At 38.2% G+C, this 18,601-nt stretch carries 24 protein-coding genes and 1 other RNA gene; 15 read left to right on the plus strand and 10 right to left on the minus strand.

Annotated elements, in window-relative coordinates; all coding sequences use genetic code 11:
* Positions 1-51 precede the first annotated feature (51 nt).
* The 4 genes from AC3EA5_RS01990 to AC3EA5_RS02005 are packed head-to-tail and all read left to right on the plus strand — an operon-like array spanning position 52 to position 3,095.
* On the plus strand, positions 52-1,278 hold the full coding sequence (locus AC3EA5_RS01990; protein WP_488606873.1) for a 2,3-diketo-5-methylthiopentyl-1-phosphate enolase: 1,227 nt from the start codon (positions 52-54) through the stop codon (positions 1,276-1,278).
* Positions 1,275-1,934 carry a 2-hydroxy-3-keto-5-methylthiopentenyl-1-phosphate phosphatase gene (locus AC3EA5_RS01995; RefSeq protein ID WP_488606874.1) on the plus strand — a complete coding sequence of 220 codons (660 nt, stop codon included), beginning with the start codon at positions 1,275-1,277 and terminating at the stop codon, positions 1,932-1,934. The genes AC3EA5_RS01990 and AC3EA5_RS01995 overlap by 4 nt, the downstream gene beginning before the upstream one ends.
* Positions 1,931-2,560, plus strand: coding sequence for a methylthioribulose 1-phosphate dehydratase (locus AC3EA5_RS02000; RefSeq protein WP_488606875.1), 630 nt, complete (start codon positions 1,931-1,933; stop codon positions 2,558-2,560). The genes AC3EA5_RS01995 and AC3EA5_RS02000 overlap by 4 nt, the downstream gene beginning before the upstream one ends.
* Position 2,561: 1 nt before the next feature.
* A complete protein-coding gene (locus AC3EA5_RS02005; protein ID WP_488606876.1) occupies positions 2,562-3,095 on the plus strand; it encodes a cupin domain-containing protein in 534 nt (177 codons plus the stop codon).
* A gap of 45 nt (positions 3,096-3,140) precedes the next feature.
* Here the strand turns inward: AC3EA5_RS02005 and AC3EA5_RS02010 are convergent, their stop codons facing one another.
* The 4 genes from AC3EA5_RS02010 to AC3EA5_RS02025 all read right to left on the minus strand — a co-directional run bounded on the left by AC3EA5_RS02010 (position 3,141) and on the right by AC3EA5_RS02025 (position 5,494).
* Positions 3,141-3,782 (minus strand): plasmid pRiA4b ORF-3 family protein, encoded by a 642-nt coding sequence (locus AC3EA5_RS02010; RefSeq protein ID WP_488606877.1) that lies wholly within the window; start codon positions 3,780-3,782, stop codon positions 3,141-3,143.
* An 11-nt stretch (positions 3,783-3,793) separates the two neighbouring features.
* The gene (locus tag AC3EA5_RS02015) at positions 3,794-4,444 is read right to left on the minus strand and encodes a plasmid pRiA4b ORF-3 family protein (RefSeq protein WP_488606878.1); all 651 of its coding nucleotides are present in this window, start codon (positions 4,442-4,444) and stop codon (positions 3,794-3,796) included.
* 24 nt (positions 4,445-4,468) lie between these two features.
* The gene (locus AC3EA5_RS02020; RefSeq protein WP_488606879.1) at positions 4,469-5,248 is read right to left on the minus strand and encodes an alpha/beta fold hydrolase; all 780 of its coding nucleotides are present in this window, start codon (positions 5,246-5,248) and stop codon (positions 4,469-4,471) included.
* 150 nt (positions 5,249-5,398) lie between these two features.
* Entirely contained in the window at positions 5,399-5,494 is a 96-nt protein-coding gene (locus AC3EA5_RS02025; RefSeq protein WP_394190099.1) for a YjcZ family sporulation protein, read from the minus strand.
* Positions 5,495-5,656: 162 nt separating this feature from the next.
* Here AC3EA5_RS02025 and ssrS point away from each other — a divergent pair.
* Positions 5,657-5,850, plus strand: a non-coding RNA gene (ssrS, locus tag AC3EA5_RS02030) — 6S RNA.
* Positions 5,851-6,266: 416 nt separating this feature from the next.
* Positions 6,267-7,724: a flavin monoamine oxidase family protein gene (locus tag AC3EA5_RS02035; protein WP_488606880.1), complete on the plus strand. Its 1,458-nt coding sequence runs from the start codon at positions 6,267-6,269 to the stop codon at positions 7,722-7,724.
* A gap of 163 nt (positions 7,725-7,887) precedes the next feature.
* Here the strand turns inward: AC3EA5_RS02035 and AC3EA5_RS02040 are convergent, their stop codons facing one another.
* Both AC3EA5_RS02040 and AC3EA5_RS02045 read right to left on the minus strand, forming a co-directional pair.
* Entirely contained in the window at positions 7,888-8,445 is a 558-nt protein-coding gene (locus AC3EA5_RS02040; protein ID WP_488606881.1) for a TVP38/TMEM64 family protein, read from the minus strand.
* 236 nt (positions 8,446-8,681) lie between these two features.
* Positions 8,682-9,452 (minus strand): hypothetical protein, encoded by a 771-nt coding sequence (locus tag AC3EA5_RS02045; RefSeq protein WP_488606882.1) that lies wholly within the window; start codon positions 9,450-9,452, stop codon positions 8,682-8,684.
* A 589-nt stretch (positions 9,453-10,041) separates the two neighbouring features.
* On the opposite strand from AC3EA5_RS02045, the gene AC3EA5_RS02050 reads away from it, so the two are divergent.
* The 6 genes from AC3EA5_RS02050 to AC3EA5_RS02075 all read left to right on the plus strand — a co-directional run bounded on the left by AC3EA5_RS02050 (position 10,042) and on the right by AC3EA5_RS02075 (position 13,609).
* Entirely contained in the window at positions 10,042-10,605 is a 564-nt protein-coding gene (locus AC3EA5_RS02050; protein WP_488606883.1) for a sigma-70 family RNA polymerase sigma factor, read from the plus strand.
* Complete coding sequence (locus tag AC3EA5_RS02055; protein ID WP_488606884.1) at positions 10,602-11,630, plus strand: DUF4179 domain-containing protein; 1,029 nt, start codon at positions 10,602-10,604, stop codon at positions 11,628-11,630. Before AC3EA5_RS02050 ends, AC3EA5_RS02055 begins: the two co-directional genes overlap by 4 nt.
* Before the next feature lie 73 nt (positions 11,631-11,703).
* Positions 11,704-12,267, plus strand: coding sequence for a GNAT family N-acetyltransferase (locus tag AC3EA5_RS02060; protein WP_488606885.1), 564 nt, complete (start codon positions 11,704-11,706; stop codon positions 12,265-12,267).
* Between the two features lie 58 nt (positions 12,268-12,325).
* A complete protein-coding gene (locus AC3EA5_RS02065; protein ID WP_488606886.1) occupies positions 12,326-12,607 on the plus strand; it encodes a hypothetical protein in 282 nt (93 codons plus the stop codon).
* A 124-nt stretch (positions 12,608-12,731) separates the two neighbouring features.
* A complete protein-coding gene (locus AC3EA5_RS02070; RefSeq protein WP_488606887.1) occupies positions 12,732-12,977 on the plus strand; it encodes a hypothetical protein in 246 nt (81 codons plus the stop codon).
* A 50-nt stretch (positions 12,978-13,027) separates the two neighbouring features.
* Positions 13,028-13,609 carry a histidine phosphatase family protein gene (locus tag AC3EA5_RS02075; RefSeq protein ID WP_488606888.1) on the plus strand — a complete coding sequence of 194 codons (582 nt, stop codon included), beginning with the start codon at positions 13,028-13,030 and terminating at the stop codon, positions 13,607-13,609.
* 114 nt (positions 13,610-13,723) lie between these two features.
* Here the strand turns inward: AC3EA5_RS02075 and AC3EA5_RS02080 are convergent, their stop codons facing one another.
* Positions 13,724-14,050: a four-helix bundle copper-binding protein gene (locus AC3EA5_RS02080; protein ID WP_488606889.1), complete on the minus strand. Its 327-nt coding sequence runs from the start codon at positions 14,048-14,050 to the stop codon at positions 13,724-13,726.
* 85 nt (positions 14,051-14,135) lie between these two features.
* Complete coding sequence (locus AC3EA5_RS02085; RefSeq protein ID WP_488606890.1) at positions 14,136-15,110, minus strand: F510_1955 family glycosylhydrolase; 975 nt, start codon at positions 15,108-15,110, stop codon at positions 14,136-14,138.
* Between the two features lie 141 nt (positions 15,111-15,251).
* Here AC3EA5_RS02085 and AC3EA5_RS02090 point away from each other — a divergent pair, with 141 nt between their 5' ends.
* A complete protein-coding gene (locus AC3EA5_RS02090; protein WP_488606891.1) occupies positions 15,252-15,983 on the plus strand; it encodes a metallophosphoesterase family protein in 732 nt (243 codons plus the stop codon).
* 53 nt (positions 15,984-16,036) lie between these two features.
* Here AC3EA5_RS02090 and AC3EA5_RS02095 read toward each other — a convergent pair whose 3' ends face one another.
* Entirely contained in the window at positions 16,037-17,065 is a 1,029-nt protein-coding gene (locus AC3EA5_RS02095; RefSeq protein ID WP_488606892.1) for a serine hydrolase domain-containing protein, read from the minus strand.
* 154 nt (positions 17,066-17,219) lie between these two features.
* Positions 17,220-17,738: an SRPBCC family protein gene (locus tag AC3EA5_RS02100; RefSeq protein WP_488606893.1), complete on the minus strand. Its 519-nt coding sequence runs from the start codon at positions 17,736-17,738 to the stop codon at positions 17,220-17,222.
* 154 nt (positions 17,739-17,892) lie between these two features.
* Between AC3EA5_RS02100 and AC3EA5_RS02105 the strand changes: the two genes are divergently transcribed.
* Entirely contained in the window at positions 17,893-18,120 is a 228-nt protein-coding gene (locus tag AC3EA5_RS02105; protein WP_488606894.1) for a transcriptional regulator, read from the plus strand.
* Complete coding sequence (locus AC3EA5_RS02110; RefSeq protein WP_488606895.1) at positions 18,117-18,473, plus strand: YolD-like family protein; 357 nt, start codon at positions 18,117-18,119, stop codon at positions 18,471-18,473. Before AC3EA5_RS02105 ends, AC3EA5_RS02110 begins: the two co-directional genes overlap by 4 nt.
* The last annotated feature ends 128 nt before the right edge of the window (positions 18,474-18,601 follow it).

Genomic DNA, 18,601 nt, shown 5'->3' on the forward strand with positions numbered 1-18,601 from the left:
TCTTCTTTTTTGTGAAGAGGTTTTTTATTTTGGAATAAAGAGGTGATCGACGTGTCAGAAGTGAAGGCTACGTATTTGGTACATAGCATTGAAGAAAACTTAGAGAAAAAAGCAGAAGGCATCGCCCTAGGGCTAACGATCGGTTCATGGACCGATTTGCCATTACTTGAACAAGAACAATTGAAAAAACATAAAGGGAGAGTCGTGCGTGTGGAGTCTCTTGGAACAACAGCTGGCCATTTTGCAGAAACACGAACGAAAGGAATCATTGAAATTGCCTATCCTACAGCAAATTTCAGCGCAGACATTCCCGCCATTTTGACGACAACGTTTGGCAAATTATCGCTAGATGGTGAAATTAAACTAACGGACTTATCATTCGATGAGACGCTACTCAATCACTTCCCAGGACCGCAATTTGGCATTGAGGGAATTCGCACATTAACTGGTGTCCAAAACCGCCCATTTGTCATGAGCATCTTCAAAGGAATCATCGGCAAAGATATCGACTTTTTCACTCGCCAATTAGAGCAACAGGCTCTCGGTGGTGCGGATTTTGTAAAAGATGATGAGATTTTATTCGATAATCCGTTAACCCCATTTGAACAACGAATAACGAAAGCGAAAGAAGTGTTAGAAAACGTGTATGAGAAAACCGGTCACCGTACGCGTTTTGCAGTGAACCTAACTGGGAGAACGTATGACTTGAAAGAAAAAGCGAAAAAGGCGGTTGACTTAGGGGCGGATATACTATTATTTAACGTTTTTGCATATGGTCTAGATGTCCTTCAAAGTTTAGCTGAAGACAAGGAAATTACCGTTCCGATCATGGCCCACCCAGCTTTCTCAGGCGCAATTACACCTTCCCCATTTTATGGTGTATCAAATTCCTTGTTACTCGGGAAGTTGCTTCGGTATACAGGAGCGGATTTCTCTTTATTCCCATCGCCCTACGGCAGTGTCGCATTAGCTAAGCAAGAAACACTCGATATAGCCAAAGAACTAACAGAGCCAGGTTTGTTGAATAAAACCTTGCCAGTCCCTTCAGCAGGTATTCATCCAGCGATGGTGCCGCAACTCATTGCCGATTTTGGATTGGACTCCGTGATTAATGCTGGAGGCGGCGTGCACGGTCATCCGGGAGGGGCAACAGCAGGAGGGAAAGCGTTTAGACAGGCAGTGGATGCAACGATAACTAATCGATCCTTATCTGAAGTGGCGCAAAACCATGAAGAGCTTCGACTAGCTCTTGAATTGTGGGGTGACAAAGTCCGATGAAGCAACCCATTATTTTTTGTGACTTTGACGGCACGATCACAATGAATGACAACATCATGGCAATCATGAAGAGATTTGCTCCACCACAATGGGAAGCGATCAAAGATCAGATTCTCAGTCAAGAAAAGACGATTCAGCAAGGTGTTTCGCAATTATTTCACTTGCTACCAGCGACGCAAAAAGATGAAGTTATTCAATTTGTTTTGGCGCAAGCTGAAGTTCGAGATGGTTTTGAAGAATTCGTCGCGTATACGAAAGAACATCACATCCCGTTATACATCGTTTCAGGGGGCATTGACTTCTTCGTACAGCCTCTTTTACAAGGTTTGATAGAAGAACAACATATTTATTGTAATGAGGCGGATTTTTCTGGAGAGTCAATTGCCATTGAGTGGCCACACAGCTGTGACGAACTTTGCACAAACGGTTGTGGGTGCTGCAAACCGTCTATTATTCGCAAGTTAAGTGACGAAAACACTTATAAAATCGTGATTGGTGATTCCATTACTGATTTGCAAGCCGCAAAGCTGGCAGACAAAGTCATTGCAAGGGATTTTCTCATCGAAAAATGTGAGGAGCTGGCCATTCCTTATGAACCATTCACCACATTTCACGATGTCATACACATTTTGGAGAAGCGGGAGGTACATTCATGAGTCTATATGTAACACGTTGGAACGAACTAGCGGCTGTTAAAAAAGAGCTAGCTGGACGCGATTGGTTTTACGGCACAAGCGGCAATTTATCCATTAAAGTTTCCAATGAACCTTTGACCTTTCTCGTCACAGCTTCTGGAAAAGACAAGCGCACATTTACGAGTCATGATTTTTTATTAGTCGATAAAAACGGTGAGCGTATAGAAGAAACGTCATCGAAACCTTCCGCCGAAACCTTATTGCACGCGAAAATTTACAACAAAACAAATGCAGGTTGTGTACTTCATGTACATACAATTGATAACAATGTGATCACTGAATTGTATAAACATGAAACACATATCGAGTTTACGGGCAACGAAATCATTAAAGCGTTAGGCTCATGGGAACAAGATGCCAAAGTGCATATTCCCATTATTCAAAATGTCGCGCATATCCCAACACTTGCCGAACAATTTGATCGATATGTGATTGGGGATACAGGAGCGGTCTTAATTGAAAATCATGGCATTACCGTGTGGGGAAGAGACGCTTTTGAGGCGAAAAAGCTACTTGAAGCCTGGGAGTTTTTGTTCTCATACCAAGTGAAACTAGCAACCATAAAAAACAGAGTGGGGAGTTTTTAAAATGGCATTCATTAAAAAGCATGCAAACGGAGAACGCATTGAAGATCCAACACAAGTGATTGAATTTTTAAATGAAAATGAAGTCATCTATGAAAAATGGGATATCGAAAAACTACCAGAAGACCTTCGTGAAAAATTCGATTTATCGGACGAAGAGAAACAACAAATTTTATCAGCCTTTGGGATTGAGATTGCCGATATTTCTGAGCGCAGAAACTATCAACAAGCTGATGTGATTTCTCTATCTGAAACGACACCAAACTTAGAACAACTATTGAAAAACTTCCAACAGGAGCATCATCATGAGGATGACGAAGTGCGCTTTATCGTAAGTGGTCATGGGATTTTTGTGATTCAATCGGCAGACGGTGAATTTTTTGATGTTGAACTTCAACCAGGTGATTTAATTTCCGTACCTGAAAACGTGCGTCACTACTTCACGTTAATGGAAGACCGCAAAGTAGTCGCAGTGCGTATTTTTGTCACAACAGAAGGCTGGGTTCCGATTTATGAAAAAGAAGAAGCGGTAAGTTAATAACGAGAAAAAACCTGACCTCTTTTATCTTGAGGTCAGGTTTTATTAACACCATTCTTCTTCCAAAGTTTCATTCGCTTCGTTTATATCAAATGCTTTAAATCCTTGTTCTTTTGCCCAAGCTTTCATATGAGCATGCTCCGGATTTTTTTTGTTTTTCATGACTCGCTTAAATTCTTCATACCCCGGAGGACCTCCAACATCTTCAGGCGGACAATCGCCTTCTCCTGCTAGAATAGTAGGCGCATCATACTGGAAATCGTCTATAATTTTCTCTAATTTCACTTGATGGGTCCATCCATCCCCAAAATCATAGGCATATGTAAACGACTCTATTTCCTCTACATACGTATCTAAGTGAATATCACGAGCTAACAAAACTTTTGTTCGAATGAAGTGCTGGAACATGCTCTCTTCATATGAACCTTTCTCAGGTGGAGATTGCATGAAATGCTGCGCCTGTTGGAAATTCTCCTCAACTGACTCCTCGTCCCCTAACAATCTTATTCTATTCGTAGATTCTGCTTCTTCTAATTCAAATGAAAATAAATGAGAATCCGTCCACCCCATAGCGGTTTGAATAACTGAGTGGAGGTCATAAAAATCTAACTCAGCAGGCATAGCGATTTGTCTCCATACTGCTGGCTGAACATGATCTAGTGTCACCATAAATTGATAGCCTTTCATCACACATCACCTCAACGTTTTTTTAACTTCAATATAGACTGCATTAATTGGTTCGTGAAAGTAGGGTCAAATGCACTGTATCCTTGGCTGGCTGCCCAGTTTTTCAAATGTTCATGGTCTTCATGTTGAGAGTCTTCCATTACCTCTAAGAAATTGGCGTAGCCAATAGGACCTCCGACATCTTCAGGTGGACAATTGCCTTCACCATCTAAAATTTGAGGATAAACAAATTCATAATCATCCATCGTTTTTTCGAGTTCAATATGATGAATCCAATTGTCCCCAAAATCGTAGCGGTAGGTAAACGTTGGTACGCTTTCAACATACCTTGGAAGTTTCGTTTTTTGTGCCAATTTGATATCTGTTCGTACCAATTGTTGATAATCAGGGTTTGTATTTAGTTCCTTTAAATCTACGTTCATGATGACGGAATGGATTTGTGAACGATGGTCATCCATCATATCTTGATCTTCAGCAAGCTCTAATACTCGACCATTAGCCATTGGAATATTAAATGTGTATAAATGATAATTTGACCAACCCATCGCCATCTGTATCGTTTCATGCAATCGTTTAAAATTGGTTTCCGCAGGAATGACAATTCGACGCCAAACTTCCTGTTCTACACCCTCAAGCTTTATCGAAAATTGATACGCCTTCATAGTCTCATTCCTTTCTGTTTTAAATTATTTTACGTCTAAAAATTCCAGGACAAAATCTAAAAATAGTAAATGTTGCTCGACATTAGGTGCATGTCCTGACTGTTTAAACTCTACAAATGTCGTAATCGGAATAAGACGTGCTGTTTCTCGCCCTAATTCGGTAGGATTGAGTTCATCGTGATCCCCACTAATGACGAGGGTCTTTGCGGTGACGCGATACAAGTCCTGCGTAAAGTCGAAACCTTCTAGAGCTTTATTCGCTGCCGTAATTTGTTCAACGGTCAACGGCGTTCCTTTTTCTGCCGCTTCCTTGCTCCATTGACCAACAGCCGTCAAATCATGAAACATGTAGGGGGAAACTTTCAGTACTTTCTGAGAGAAAGTTAACCCCTTTAACTCGTCTGCATATTTTTCGAATAAAGCCTCCATAGACGAAGTTTTTCCTTCAGACTTCGTCGCAACTAACACTAATTTTTTCACGCGTTCTGGAGAAGCAATCGCTACTCCTTGAGCAATATAACTGCCCATCGATACGCCAATTAAATACGTTTCTTCAATTTCTAAATGATCGAGTAAATTCAATACATCTCCCACATGATCATTTAACGTATACGAAGAAGGCTTGTCCGAATCCCCATGCCCACGTGCATCAAGCACAATGGTTCTAAAATATTTTTTTAATACTTGTACATCTTGATCGAACATATGTCGATTTCCTGTTAACCCGTGTAGAAGCACAAGTGGTTCGCCTTCACCGAACTCTTCGTACACTAAGGAAATATCGTTTGATTGAAACGTAGTCATATCGTCACCTCTACTGGAATCATCTGTTATTCCAAACTATACCCAAAGATTCAAGACGTAACACCCATTCGAAGATAAAAAAGTGGAAGAGCGCTACATGGAGCGCTCCGGAAGTTGCGAGGTGAGCCTACCTTGTTACTGCTTGTGGATTTAGTAGTTAAGGTAGCTAGCCCCAATGATGATCAAAAGGATGAAAAGAACAACCAATAGAGCAAAGCCATTATTGTTTTTGTGTTCGTAACCCATGCCTAACACCTCCTTTTCTAACAGGATGATATAGCATATGCGAGATTTCTCAGTCGTTTTGGGGAGGACACATTGGAAAGAAATAATTTTGTAAGAAGTGAAAATTTTTAGCGAGGAAACAATTTCCTTTGAAATTCATTTAAAAAGTGTGTATGATATGAAAACAAGCTGCATTGTGCGTATGAATATTAAGTTTAAACCTTTAAGCTGTAACAGGGAGTTTGAACTGGGAACAGGAATGACATGCCTCATTCTCTTAGGACAATGAGGACACGCAGGAGCGTTTCCGAAAACACCCACTTTGAGAAGTGGTGGTTTTAAACTTTCTTACGAAATACGGCAAACGCGGCTTTCTAACTTTATCTTTCATAAAACCGATCTCCCCAGGGAGATCGGTTTTTTTGGTGCATGTCTACTTTGTGGTTGAAGTTGTCTATCTCGATTTCGGAGGGGACATTGAAGGATTGGAGCGGTGCATTTAAGGATTCGACCGTGACATTCTAGCATTCGTCGATCGATTATAGAGTTCAAGCCATACACTGTAAATTTCATATATTCCGTTCAATTTAGCGTCAGAGATGGAGCAACTGAAACGTCATTTCCATTAGACATCCACTTTACATTAAAAATAAAAAGGATTAAAAAAATTTTTATTAAAATAAAATAATTTCTACATTCCACATAGGAATGTTTTTTGTGGAATAGATTGGGAGAAAACCTCAAATATTGGATTACTTCTTACGTAAAATGAGGTACTCAAAGGGGAACGAGTATGACGAACATGTTGGCACCCAATCACATGATTTCAGCGATACAAAATGGACTGGAAAAAACGACAACTCCCAAAAAGATACTCATTATCGGTGCAGGAATGTCAGGACTAGTCGCAGCATCGTTATTAAAGGAGGCAGGACACAATGTAACGATATATGAAGCTACTGAAAGAGTAGGAGGACGGGTCTTTACGAAACGGACCCCTTTTATCAATGGGGATTATTTGGAAGTTGGGGCTATGCGTATCCCTTCACATCATCATTTAACTTTAGAATACATCAAAAAATATTCTTTACCAGTAAACCCATTTATCAACACGACACCTAACGATTTGATTCATGTAAATGGCCGTATTACACGCCGATATTTGTATAAACAAAACCCTGATATACTTGGCTATCCAGTTGACCCCCATGAAAAAGGAAAAACAGCTGAGGAGCTAATTCAAATGGTCATTCAACCTGTTATAGATTTTATCAAGTTAAATCCTACGGAAAATTGGAAATGGGTAATTAAAGAGTATGATAAATACTCATTGGACTCCTTTTTGAGGTATAACCCTAATGGCGTGGGTTTATCTCCCGGTGCATTAGAAATGATTAAAGTACTTCTCTCTATCGAAGGTGTGGTTGAACTTGGATTCTTGGATTTATTACGTGAATTTATGATTCTCTTTAGTCCTAACATTTCTTTTCTTGAGATTACAGGAGGTCTAGACCAACTTCCCAATTCTTTTCTTCCTCAATTGAAGGAAAACATTCTATATGGCCATCAGATGACCAAGATTGTGCAGCGCGGAGACCAAGTGACGATTCATTTTACCCATTCCGAGTCCTTACAACCAATCGAGAAATCCTGTGATATTGCCATTGTAACGATTCCTTTCTCTGTTCTGCAATTTGTTCAAGTTGAGCCACGCGAGTCATTTTCCCGTAACAAATGGAAAGCCATTCGCGAACTCCATTTTACTGCTTCTACCAAGATTGGACTTCAGTTTAAAAGAAGGTTTTGGGAAGACCAAGGAATACACGGTGGACAAACGGCAACGGATCTGCCCATAAGATATAGCTATTATCCCAGCCATGGTTATGGAAAAGAAGGGACTGGTATCATTTTAGCTAGCTATACTTGGGAAGATGATGCAACACCTTGGGACAGTCTAAGTGAAGTAGATCGGATACAACAAGCATTAGAAAACTTGGCTACCATTCATGGGCAACAAGTATATGATGAATTTATTACAGGAACCTCTCACAGTTGGGCTCGGGATCCATATGCAGGAGGGGCTTTCTCGTTGTTCAAACCAGAACAAGAAAAAGAACTTTTTCCTTACCTAGCTACTCCAGAAGGACGGGTTCATTTTGCAGGAGCCCATACCTCACTTCCACATGGTTGGATACATGGCGCAATTGAGTCTGGAATCCGTGTTGCGCATGAAGTGAATGACTTGCAATAAGCTAAGTACTAACGGATATTTCAATCCTTAATTGTCTTTCTTTTTCATATCAAAAAGTGCAACTCTCATTAAATGCACAAATACAGACTGAAAATCTCACACTAGAATTTTTCGTAGACAAAAAACACCTTTCCATTGAATCTGAGGTATTGCTACCTTAAATTCAACGTAGAGGTGTTTTTCTTATCTTAATAAACCCATAAATAAGTAAACAGAAAACAATCAATCCACTAATCACCTGACCTGTAACGGTCCATTCCAGTACTTCATTTGCCGCAAAAACCTCAATCCATAAGGCAGGTATTTTACCTAAGCTACTCGCAATGGCAAAAGTGATGAAGCTCATGCTCCCAACAGATGCGTAAAACGTCACTAAACCAGAAGGTACGAACGGCATTAATCGCAATCCGAGAACCAATAAAAAAGATTCTCTATTTGTTGTATTCAACAACCGTTGCACACGTGGTGATTGCTTCGTCTTGTTATCGACATACGTACGTGATCCTTTGCGGTATAACCAAAAGGCGATCAAACTCCCAACAATTTCACCTGCGAGAGAAACCCAAAACCCTCCCCAGAAACCAAATGTGGTCACATTCAATATCGTTAAAAATGCACTCGGAACAACGCCAAGAATGCTGATTAGTATACTTAATACAATGCTAACAAATACAGCAAAGGGAATAGGCAGAGTAGCCAATAAAGATTCAATAAACGCCATAGTATCTCCTTAAAAAATTGATACGTTTATCGTATCATGACTGGACCCATTAAGGGTCAAGATTTCAAACCATTTAATAAACAATTCAGCTGTACTTATTTCTGAATCCAATACAATAAGGCTATGTTAAATTTATTGGTTGATTTTGTATAGAAAAATGCGCTTGGAATGGCATCTCCAAGCGCATTTATTGACTGTCTTTTTTAATAAAGCACACGGTAGTTTAATAAAATCCTTTAACTCTCCCGTCTACATTGTATACGGCTTTCTTTACCATAAATACCTTTTTGTATTGTAACTTTATTTATTTTAACACCATTTTCTGGAGTATCAGTCAACGTGATATGGATTCTATCATAGGGAGCGTCTCCATGATGGGCACTATAATTTAACGCACTTGCATGAACGATATGTCTTCTTGTATCGCCATTTATTCTTTCAACTTTATCTATTTTTGGACACATAATAAAATCCGAGTAAGTTTTGTCGAGGTAGGAAAAATATCTGGTATATAATGTTTCTTCAAGCAACTCATCTTTAGGTGCTCCAACACTTTCATATTTCCAGCCTACCAGGAGCCAATCATACAGGTATTGTGATTTTAATCGAGTTTTCACTTGATTCTGAGTATATACTACCTCACCAACTGCAATCGCACATATTTTTCTTTGGTTTTCGGAAATACAATTATAGGCAGGTTCAATAACCGCAACGTCCCCGTTTTTCATTTTTATTTTCAATATCGAGACTATTGGAGTTTTATTTAAATTTAACTCAGTTGAGCCTTCGGAAGCACTTGATGTGTTTATCCATTTAATAACCTTACTGATAATTACTTCTTCATATCCATCACTTTCCCTAAATAAACGAGATTCCTCGTTTAATCCGTTTACTTGAACAGATAAAACATCCTCTGTTTTTAATTTCGGTTGAATATTAGCCTTTACTAATTGTATTGCGGAAAATATTCCAGCCAGCACCAGGATTAGTACGACTAATCTTTTCACGATTTAACGCCACCTTTGGAAGAAAGATTTTAGGTATTTTACCCTCAAAATAATATTAAATACCTAAAGGACAAATACAAACAGGCTGATTTCTATATAAAAAGTTCGTCATTTGAAATAGTATACTTTGTTAGTTTTAGTGAAGCCTTCACAATCATATATTCACTTTTAACATAAATATCTATTTTCGGTATTCATTTAGAGAATTTCATCCTCCTTAATCTTTAAGAATTTATCAACCTTTCTCTTTAACAAAGCCTTCGATAATAAAAGGATTTAAATCAAATATATGGTAATCTAATAAATAGCACAGTTTTAGTTGAATGAGTATTTTTTGAAAAACAAAGTATATAACACGAAAAATCCGAACTAAAAAAGTAGTTCGGATTTTTGCATTTGGTTAATCTAGAATGTCTTTTAATTTTTCTGATTGGGATTCTAAAACTATAATTTTAAAGTTTGGCAATACCGTTAATAATACAATTCGAATTAATATAAAAAAATTCTAAAACTTATTTGAGAATAAACTGTAAGACTCTTCGTTGTATATTATGAAAAAGCTTTTTCAATTACATAAGGAGCGGAGCAAATGAAAAGTTCACCGACCAACTTTATCGCTAGATTAAAAAAACAAAAAGAAGATGCACTTGAGTATATTATTGATGCTTATATGCCACTTGTGAAAACGATCGCAACAAAAATTTTACACAATATGAAGCGACCAGATATTGATGAATGTATCAATGATGTTTTTCTAACTGTATGGCAAAATGCTCATCAGTTTCAAGGTGATACACAAGATTTTAAAAAATGGATTGGCATGATTACGAAATACAAAGCAATAGATCGATATCGGCTAGCTGAAAAACAAATCGTACATGAACAATCGGATGTACCACTGGTACAAAAAGCAAGCTTTCTACAAACAGATATATCCGTCTTGCAACGAGAAGAAAAAAATGAATTATTACTAGCAATCAGTAAACTAGAGGAAATAGACCGCGATATTTTTATGATGAAATATTATATGGAGCTATCAAATAGTGAGATTGGCGATACACTTGGGCTAACGAAAGCTGCTGTTGATAATCGCCTGTATCGAGGTAAGAAGATCCTAGCTACAAATATGAAGCTAAAGGAGAGATTCGTATGAGTATGAAAGAATTATTTGAATTAGATATTGATAAAATTGAGCTACTAGAGGTGACAGATATCGAAAAAGCACGAGTTAAACAAAATGTGCTTAAAAAGCGTAATAAAGCACAAATTTGGCGTCATATGGCAGTCGCTGCCTCCATTATTGTTGGTGCCACCACAGCAACTGGTTTTGCATTTCCGTCATTTGCATCACAGATTCCGTTCATGGAAAATGTTGTTAGTTATTTAAATAACGATGAACAAAACTACAAAAAATTCGAATCCTTCTCTACTGATATTGGTCTTGCACAAACAAGTAACGGTTTAACCGTTATGATTGATAAAGCGGTATATGACGGCACGAATATTACAGTTTCTTTTGCGATTGAAACGAATCATGATTTTGGGGAAATGGTGCATAATAAAGCGCCACATTGGTTTGATGTTGAAGGAGCAATCGGCACGAGTGGCGGTGGTCAAATCACCAAAATTAGTGATACGCGCTATGTGGGCATATCGACATTAACCCCAATTTTCAAAGATGAAGTATATCCTGAAGATATAAAAATCACTTGGACGCCTCATGCCTTTTATAGTATGTCGAATGATTTAGAAGTTGAGGGAGATTGGTCATTCGCCTTTTCATTAAAACGTTTAGATGGAGATATACAGCTCGTGAATGAAACTGTACATCAAAAAGACGTGAGCTTCACGCTTCAATCTGTTGAATTTACAGATGTTTCAACCGTAATTTTATATGAACAAGTGGTAACGGATGAACTGCTAAAAGAGTGGCCAAGCGTGACACCTGTTTTCTATGTTACCGATGATCTCGGTCATGTGTATATGAATGGCCAAGGTGGTTCCGGAAAGTCACCTGATAGTGGGAAAACATTTAAAGGAACGACTGATATTGGGGCAATACAAGATGGTGCTAGCCAGCTCATCATTCAGCCTGTTGAAATTGCGAGTCTCATGAACGGCAAAGGTCATATCGAAATTGAGCTTGATCCGATTGTTGTTGACTTGAAAAAAAAATAGTGAAAGCCCCTGTAGAAGTTCGACAGTTGTCTAACTTTTATAGGGGCTTTAATTTACAACTTTAAAATGGAGTGTGAAACGATTGGTATATTTAGGTGAAAAACCACTTATAGTTGGACAGAAAGTTATCCTTAGGCCTTTTAAAGAACAAGACCTTTCCTATATAGAAGAATGTTTACAGGATACAGAAATAATAAAACTTACAGGAAGTTCTTCCGATTTTAATCTGGAATCGATTCATCATTGGTACAATACAAGAAATGAACAAACCGATCGATTGGACCTAGCAATAGTTGATAAATTACAAGGTATCTTAGTGGGAGAAGTAGTAGTCAATTTATACGATCATAAATATCATAGTATGAATTTTAGGATACTCATTGGACCAAGAGGAAGGAATAAGGGATTAGGCACGGAAGCTACCCAGCTCATAATTGATTACGTATTTAAAAAAATCAAACTAGATCATCTTACGTTGAGTGTATATGATTTCAATCCAAGAGCTAAGCATGTTTACGAAAAGGTTGGATTTGTTGTAGATAGCAGAGATGAAAACGACTTAGAATACGAAGGAGAATGGATAGATTCTATAAATATGAAATTGACAAGAGAAGAATGGATGAAGAAATCCATCTGATATAAATTAGCTTGCCAATATGTATAGGTTTCCTATACTTGAGGAGATACATTTTAGTATGAATATATATATATTATTAATAATTTCATTGGTATTATTTCTAGTTGGGAATGCTTTTTATATTGCTATTAAAAAGTATGAAGAGGATGAGGATTTTGCTAGAGGTATTGATACATTTTCTATTATTGATTTAATACTAGGACTTCTCCTATCAATATCAGGGAAATTTTCTTCGCACAGATACCATAATGTTATTTTAAAATTCGCCTCATTCTTGCTCGGGGTATTCATCTTAGGCTTATTAGTTTTATCTTGGAAAATTTTCACTCTATTTGAATAACAATTAAATTACTCTAAGAAGTAGTAAAGCTCTTGTTAGCATTCAACTATAAGGTGTTTAGCAAGTGCTATATGAACTAATGGTGTTCACAAATCTAAGCTATAAGACTGACTAGCGACCAGTAGTGATAAAATTGATTATTGAAATCGATGGTTATTTTCATCAAGTTGTTCTTTCTGGGAAAAAGTGTTCCAAACAACAGTTAAAGCAAAAATATTTGCAAGTAAAGAAATTAACCTATGAGATGAAAGATCTTCCAAATGTATTTTGCAGGATTCATAACTTTGAACATATTCCTTATGACTGCAATATACAAGTTGATTTTGTTATTGATACTGATACGGATAGGATTTATTCACCCTCTTATTGAACTGAAAAGGCAGTAGAAAAACAAAAGAAACTTATTGGGGATGAAGTATATTGAGTACTGTTATTTATATGGTGAGACACGGTGAGTCGCCAAAAGAAGGAAATGACCGAACAAGGGGATTAACCGATAAAGGTTATTTAGATGCTCAACGAGTAACTGACATATTGAAAGATGAAAAAATCGATGCAGTTGTTTCAAGTCCATACATACGTTCATTATTGACTGTTGAAAAGATTGCTCAACAAATAGGACAAGAAGTTTTAGTCTTTGAGGATTTAAAAGAGAGGATATTTTCTCCTGAAAACAAAAGATTAGAGGATAAAGAATTAGTACAGATTTTGGATAAGTCATTTTTCGATTCGAATTTCTCCTTAGAGGGAGGAGAATCAAATGCTGATTGTCAAAAAAGAGCTATAAGAGTTTTAAAAGAACTACTAGATACTATGAGAAATAAAAAAGTAGTTATTGGAACCCACGGGGCTATTATGACATTGATGATGGGGTATTTCGATAGCACCTATGACTTGGATTTTTTACATAGCACATCAAAACCTGATATTTATAGAATGGAATTCAATGAACAGGAATTACTGAACGTTCAAAGAATATGGGGTGTTAGTGTTAACATGTAAACAACCAAATTGTAGGTCTTCTAAATCAATTGCTAAAACGATGGAACCTAATAAGTGTGAAACGTATAAAAGAGCCTAATTCAAATAGCGAATTAAGGCTCTTTTATACGTGTATTAAGCTACCATTGCACGGCAAGCTTCTGCACATTTGCGACATGCCTCAGCACAACGTTGGCAATGGTCGTGGTCATGTTTGCCACATTCCTCTGCACAACGATCACAAATTTTCGCACATAACTCACAAATTTCTTTAACAAATGGGCTGTTACGAGTCATGGCTTGCATGGCATAACTACACGCATCCGCACATTCTCGATCGAGTCGGATACATGGAGCCATCATTTTGACATCCTCTTCTTTGAGACAGGAGTCAAAGCAAACATTACACGCCTCTAAACATTCCTGACAGGCCTTCAAACAATCTTCATAGGACATATTCAAATTTCTTCTCCTCGCTTTCTTCAAGTGATTAGTAGTATCCTTCCCTTGAAAAAGCACTTTAAACTTGATTTACCCATAAAGTTCCTTATTTTACCGAACCTTTATTCAGTAATTGTTCCCAAGTCGCACCACCATCGGTTGACTGGTAGACATCATTTTGGAGCGTAGCAAAGGTTAATTCCTTCGTATTCGTTGGGTGCTGTGCCATAAAGATAATGGAATTCTCAGCAGTTAACTCAGGAATAACGAGCGCTTCACCTTCTCCTGAAGCTAAATCTTTCTTATGCAGTACCATCTTGTCATCTTTTAATTCAGCGATGTACGCAGCATCTGTTCCTTGCATCACATAAGTGGTGTAAACGCCTTCGACTGCCAGTTCAAACGATTTCCCTCCATCGTTAGATGCATAAACACCGCGTTCTGTGCCAATCGCTACCGTATCCGCTTCCGTTGGATGAGCTGAAATATTCGACATCTGCTGTGCATCAAAGCCTTCCATTGCCATCGTTTCCCAAGACTCGCCTAAATCATCCGTGTAAAAGAATCCATTTTCCATGCCTTCAACTGGCATTTGATTGAATACATAAATTCGTCCCGATTCATAACCGGCACCTAAATAGTGAAAATCGATTTCGCCTTCAAAAGCATATTGTTCAAACGATTCACCTAAATTCGTGCTTTTCAATAAACCCAGGGGATTCTCATAGTCTGAGCCAGGTTCAGGATGTCCACTTGAAACAAAGCCATCGGATACTGCATGGAATCCCATATAATCATGCTTTTCAGTCTTCGTTTGTTTCCAAACACCATCTTCATACATCACAGGTCCGTGATGAGAGGCAATCATAAATGCATCTCCTGAAGCGGGGTAGCCAAGTCCATGGATATGATCTACTTTCAAATCAGTTGTATCTACATAAAACCCTTCACTTGGAAGAGTTGGTTCTGCTTGAGTTTCCGCTTTTTTCGTATCGTTTTTAGCGTCCGACGAGGGTTCATCATTCGAACAGGCAGAAAGTGTAGCTGCTGCCACCCCTAAAATAAGCATCCATTTTTTCATTTTCATTCACTCGCTTTCGTCAATAAAGTACCAATACTGCCCTCATTATACCCAAAACTCGGTTGAAAAGGCTTTCCATCTGCCTCTTGTAGGTAAATGAGGTAAACTATTGTTACGAACTTGTGAAAAGGACTGAAACAGATGAAACTAGCGATTATCACAGATATCCATGGAAATGAACTTGCATTACAAGCGGTTTTACAAGAAATTGACAAGCGGGGGGACATCAATGAAATTTGGTGTTTAGGCGACATGATTGCCATGGGACCGGACTCAAACGAAGTACTCGACATTCTATTTGGTCGATCAGATATCCGAATGATCACAGGAAATCACGATGAAGCGATCTTGTCATTAATTGCAGGTGAAGGCCACCCTGAAACTTATAAACACACACGTGAGCATCATCAATGGATTGCTGAACGATTAAATCCGAACCATGTGGCTATGCTTAAACAATTGCCACGCATTATTGAAAAACAAGTGAATGACACGCGCATTCTAGGGATTCACTATCATATAGAAGAAAACAAACGACAAGTCCATATTCAAGACGAACCGTTTTACACAATCCAAGAAGCAACACTTGAAAACATGCAACATATGTTTAGCGATTACCCTGCAGACATCATCTGTTTTGGTCATCACCATCCAGAACATGATTTTCAAGCGGATGGGAAAATGTATCTCAATCCAGGCGCACTTGGCGTATCAAAAGGCGAGACAGCTCCATACGGCATCATCGACCTCAGTGGAAATGAACCAATCATCACCATTCATCACGCTACCTATGACAAAAAAGCATTCCTAGAAAAATTTGACCGGCTACAAGTTCCTCAAAGAGAAACCCTGTTCAAACTTTTTTATACGTAAATTTAGACAAGAAAACAGAGCTTGCACCATTACGGGTGTAAGCTCTGTTTTTCTTATGTAGATGTATGAATGGCATCCTCAATACTTTTCATCAGTTGGAATGCACCAGTGGACTGATTGCAGCAGATGACAACTTTAATCGAATTCCCAGGATAATAAGCAGAGTGAAAGCTAACTCCTGGGTCATAACCCATAACATGATATTTGAAAATGCGATCATTTTCGGTTTTCTTCATCCATACACCATAGCCATAGAAGTCAACTTCACTTTCCTGAGCGTGGGAGGTGAGTAACTGCTGAGTATAGGCTTCACTTAGTAGTTGATTGTTCATCAATGCATCCCACAGCCGATTCATGTCATGGACAGTAACAAATGCTCCTCCATCTGAACCCCCTCTTGCGGGCAATGAATAAATATTTGTTTTCCATGTTCCATCTTGGTTATCAATATAACCCTGCGCCGTATTAGGAGGGAGGGCATCCATTTCAAAATATCCCGAATCTACCATCCCAGCTTTATTGAAAATATGTTCCTGAATGTAGTCAGCAAAATTCATCTGACTCGCCTGTTCCACTATTAAACCAAGTAAAATATATCCGGCATTATTATAGTGAAACCGTTCCCCTGGTTTGAATTTCATGGCTTGATCTTGAAATAACGGCATGAAATCCTTCAAATTTCTAATTCGATACATGGGGTTTTCAACCCATAACTCTTCAAAGTCATCCATCACTTCCTCGTCAAAATAATCAGGAATTCCAGATGTATGTGTGAGTAGATGATGGATGGTGATTTCTTCATCAAAATTCGGAAACTGAAGATCGAGACATTCATTTAACTTTGAATCAAAAGAAAGCTTTCTCTCCTCTACAAGCTGACAAATGGCTATAGCCGTAAAAAGCTTGCAACCTGAAGCAATTCCATACCTTGTCAATGTACGGTTTTGTAACTGTTCAGAACGATTGGCATACCCTTTGTTTACTTCAGCTAAATTTTCGTTGTTCTCTTTTATCAGTGCCGAGCCTGAAAAGTTGTGATTGATTTCTATTTCTGCAATACGTTTTTTCATATGTATGTTCATAATACCCTCCAAAAAACTGCATGTATCTATCCCTTAACTACATTCGATACAATAAAGAAATTTCCTTTTTATTGTACATAAATGGCTACCGTAGTTAATAAAGGCTACAAAAAAGCACTGCGATTGCAGTGCATTTAGAAGTTTTCTATTTGTCTTAACTTACTTCTTCTAGATAACCATCTAATCTTTCAAATTGTGATTCTAATCCTTGAACGATTCCCATATCCTTCACTTGCTGAAGAGATTCTTCAGATGAGAAATGGGAGCGAATAAGAAGTTTCGTTTTGTCGCCATCGTCTACAAAATCCATAGTGATTAAAATATCAGGTATGGCACCAGGGATGTTGCCTTCTTCATCGGAAAACGAATCTGTGTAGACAATTTTTTCTGGCACAACGATTTCATGATACACAGCTTTTCCCCAAGACTCATGACCAAAAAATTCTCCCTGGCTTTCATCCTTACAGCGCATGCAATAATGCCAAACGCCGTCAGGTTTAAATTCAAATGTACGATTTTCCGTTTCCCATCCTTGCGGTCCCCACCATCTTTCTAAATGGTCTGACTTAGCGAACATCTCAAATACCAACTTCTGTGGTGCATCAAAAATGCGCTCCATTACAAGATCTTGACCTTCCACAGTAGTTGAAATTAACCTTTTGTTTTCAGACATTCTGTTTCACTCCTCCGTTATGTTTAGTTACATCCACTATACCTAAATCGATTGTATTTCTCGAGGAATAACAGATTTCTTGAAATTCCCATATCTTTTTTCTTGAAAAGAGAACATGTGTTCGTTTATAATCAAGAAAAAGGAGGCAACTGAAATGAAAGAGGTCATTGTAAAAGGAATGAAACGGCATGATGTATTAGAGATGGTTTACCTAGCGAAGGATGGGAAAATTTCTAAAAGACGAGTAAAAGTCATTAAATCGTATCATGATACCTTTCAAGCGTTCTGTTTTACCAAACAAGCTAAACGCACTTTTTACTATGAACAAATTCTCGCGGTCATCCCAGTAACTCGACAAGAAAGAAAGGAAGTCATTTCATGAAAATCAATCGTGGGCTAAAAGTTCAAGGTGATCTCAAAGACCGAGGCAAGATTAAATGGACAGCTATGATGCTGCCAGAACATGTAGCCCAATTACGTGAATGGCAAGCCGATCATGACAAAGTGAAAAAACCCGTGCTCGACGACTTCGACTTCGACACCATGCAAGAAGAAATCGAACGCGCACTTACAAGCCAATTCGAAACACGCCTAACAACTTGGAAAAACGGCGAACTTCATACCCACCAAGGCACCATAAAAGAAGCCAACAAACAATACCTCCGCTACGAAGACCCATTCGGCATTCACCAACTACCACTCAATGAACTTGTTGGAGTCATGCTTTTAACGTAACTCGAAATACCAATAAGATATCTTTATCAACAATTCAGTATGAATAGACCAAATTTGACCTTCTCATATACAGTCAGAAATGCCCTGAAGTCTAATTAAATTCGTTTAGTTGGTAAACACAGGGCATT

It is taken from the genome of Paenisporosarcina sp. (assembly GCF_057785155.1).

Coding starts and splice junctions, on each gene's coding strand:
- AC3EA5_RS01995 (WP_488606874.1), top strand. CDS start 1,275: ATGAAGCAACCCATTATTTTTTGTGACTTTGACGGCACGATCACAATG.
- AC3EA5_RS02000 (WP_488606875.1), top strand. CDS start 1,931: ATGAGTCTATATGTAACACGTTGGAACGAACTAGCGGCTGTTAAAAAA.
- AC3EA5_RS02005 (WP_488606876.1), top strand. CDS start 2,562: ATGGCATTCATTAAAAAGCATGCAAACGGAGAACGCATTGAAGATCCA.
- AC3EA5_RS02010 (WP_488606877.1), bottom strand. CDS start 3,782: ATGAAAGGCTATCAATTTATGGTGACACTAGATCATGTTCAGCCAGCA.
- AC3EA5_RS02015 (WP_488606878.1), bottom strand. CDS start 4,444: ATGAAGGCGTATCAATTTTCGATAAAGCTTGAGGGTGTAGAACAGGAA.
- AC3EA5_RS02020 (WP_488606879.1), bottom strand. CDS start 5,248: ATGACTACGTTTCAATCAAACGATATTTCCTTAGTGTACGAAGAGTTC.
- AC3EA5_RS02025 (WP_394190099.1), bottom strand. CDS start 5,494: ATGGGTTACGAACACAAAAACAATAATGGCTTTGCTCTATTGGTTGTT.
- AC3EA5_RS02035 (WP_488606880.1), top strand. CDS start 6,267: ATGACGAACATGTTGGCACCCAATCACATGATTTCAGCGATACAAAAT.
- AC3EA5_RS02040 (WP_488606881.1), bottom strand. CDS start 8,445: ATGGCGTTTATTGAATCTTTATTGGCTACTCTGCCTATTCCCTTTGCT.
- AC3EA5_RS02050 (WP_488606883.1), top strand. CDS start 10,042: ATGAAAAGTTCACCGACCAACTTTATCGCTAGATTAAAAAAACAAAAA.
- AC3EA5_RS02055 (WP_488606884.1), top strand. CDS start 10,602: ATGAGTATGAAAGAATTATTTGAATTAGATATTGATAAAATTGAGCTA.
- AC3EA5_RS02065 (WP_488606886.1), top strand. CDS start 12,326: ATGAATATATATATATTATTAATAATTTCATTGGTATTATTTCTAGTT.
- AC3EA5_RS02085 (WP_488606890.1), bottom strand. CDS start 15,110: ATGAAAAAATGGATGCTTATTTTAGGGGTGGCAGCAGCTACACTTTCT.
- AC3EA5_RS02090 (WP_488606891.1), top strand. CDS start 15,252: ATGAAACTAGCGATTATCACAGATATCCATGGAAATGAACTTGCATTA.
- AC3EA5_RS02095 (WP_488606892.1), bottom strand. CDS start 17,065: ATGAACATACATATGAAAAAACGTATTGCAGAAATAGAAATCAATCAC.
- AC3EA5_RS02100 (WP_488606893.1), bottom strand. CDS start 17,738: ATGTCTGAAAACAAAAGGTTAATTTCAACTACTGTGGAAGGTCAAGAT.
- AC3EA5_RS02105 (WP_488606894.1), top strand. CDS start 17,893: ATGAAAGAGGTCATTGTAAAAGGAATGAAACGGCATGATGTATTAGAG.
- AC3EA5_RS02110 (WP_488606895.1), top strand. CDS start 18,117: ATGAAAATCAATCGTGGGCTAAAAGTTCAAGGTGATCTCAAAGACCGA.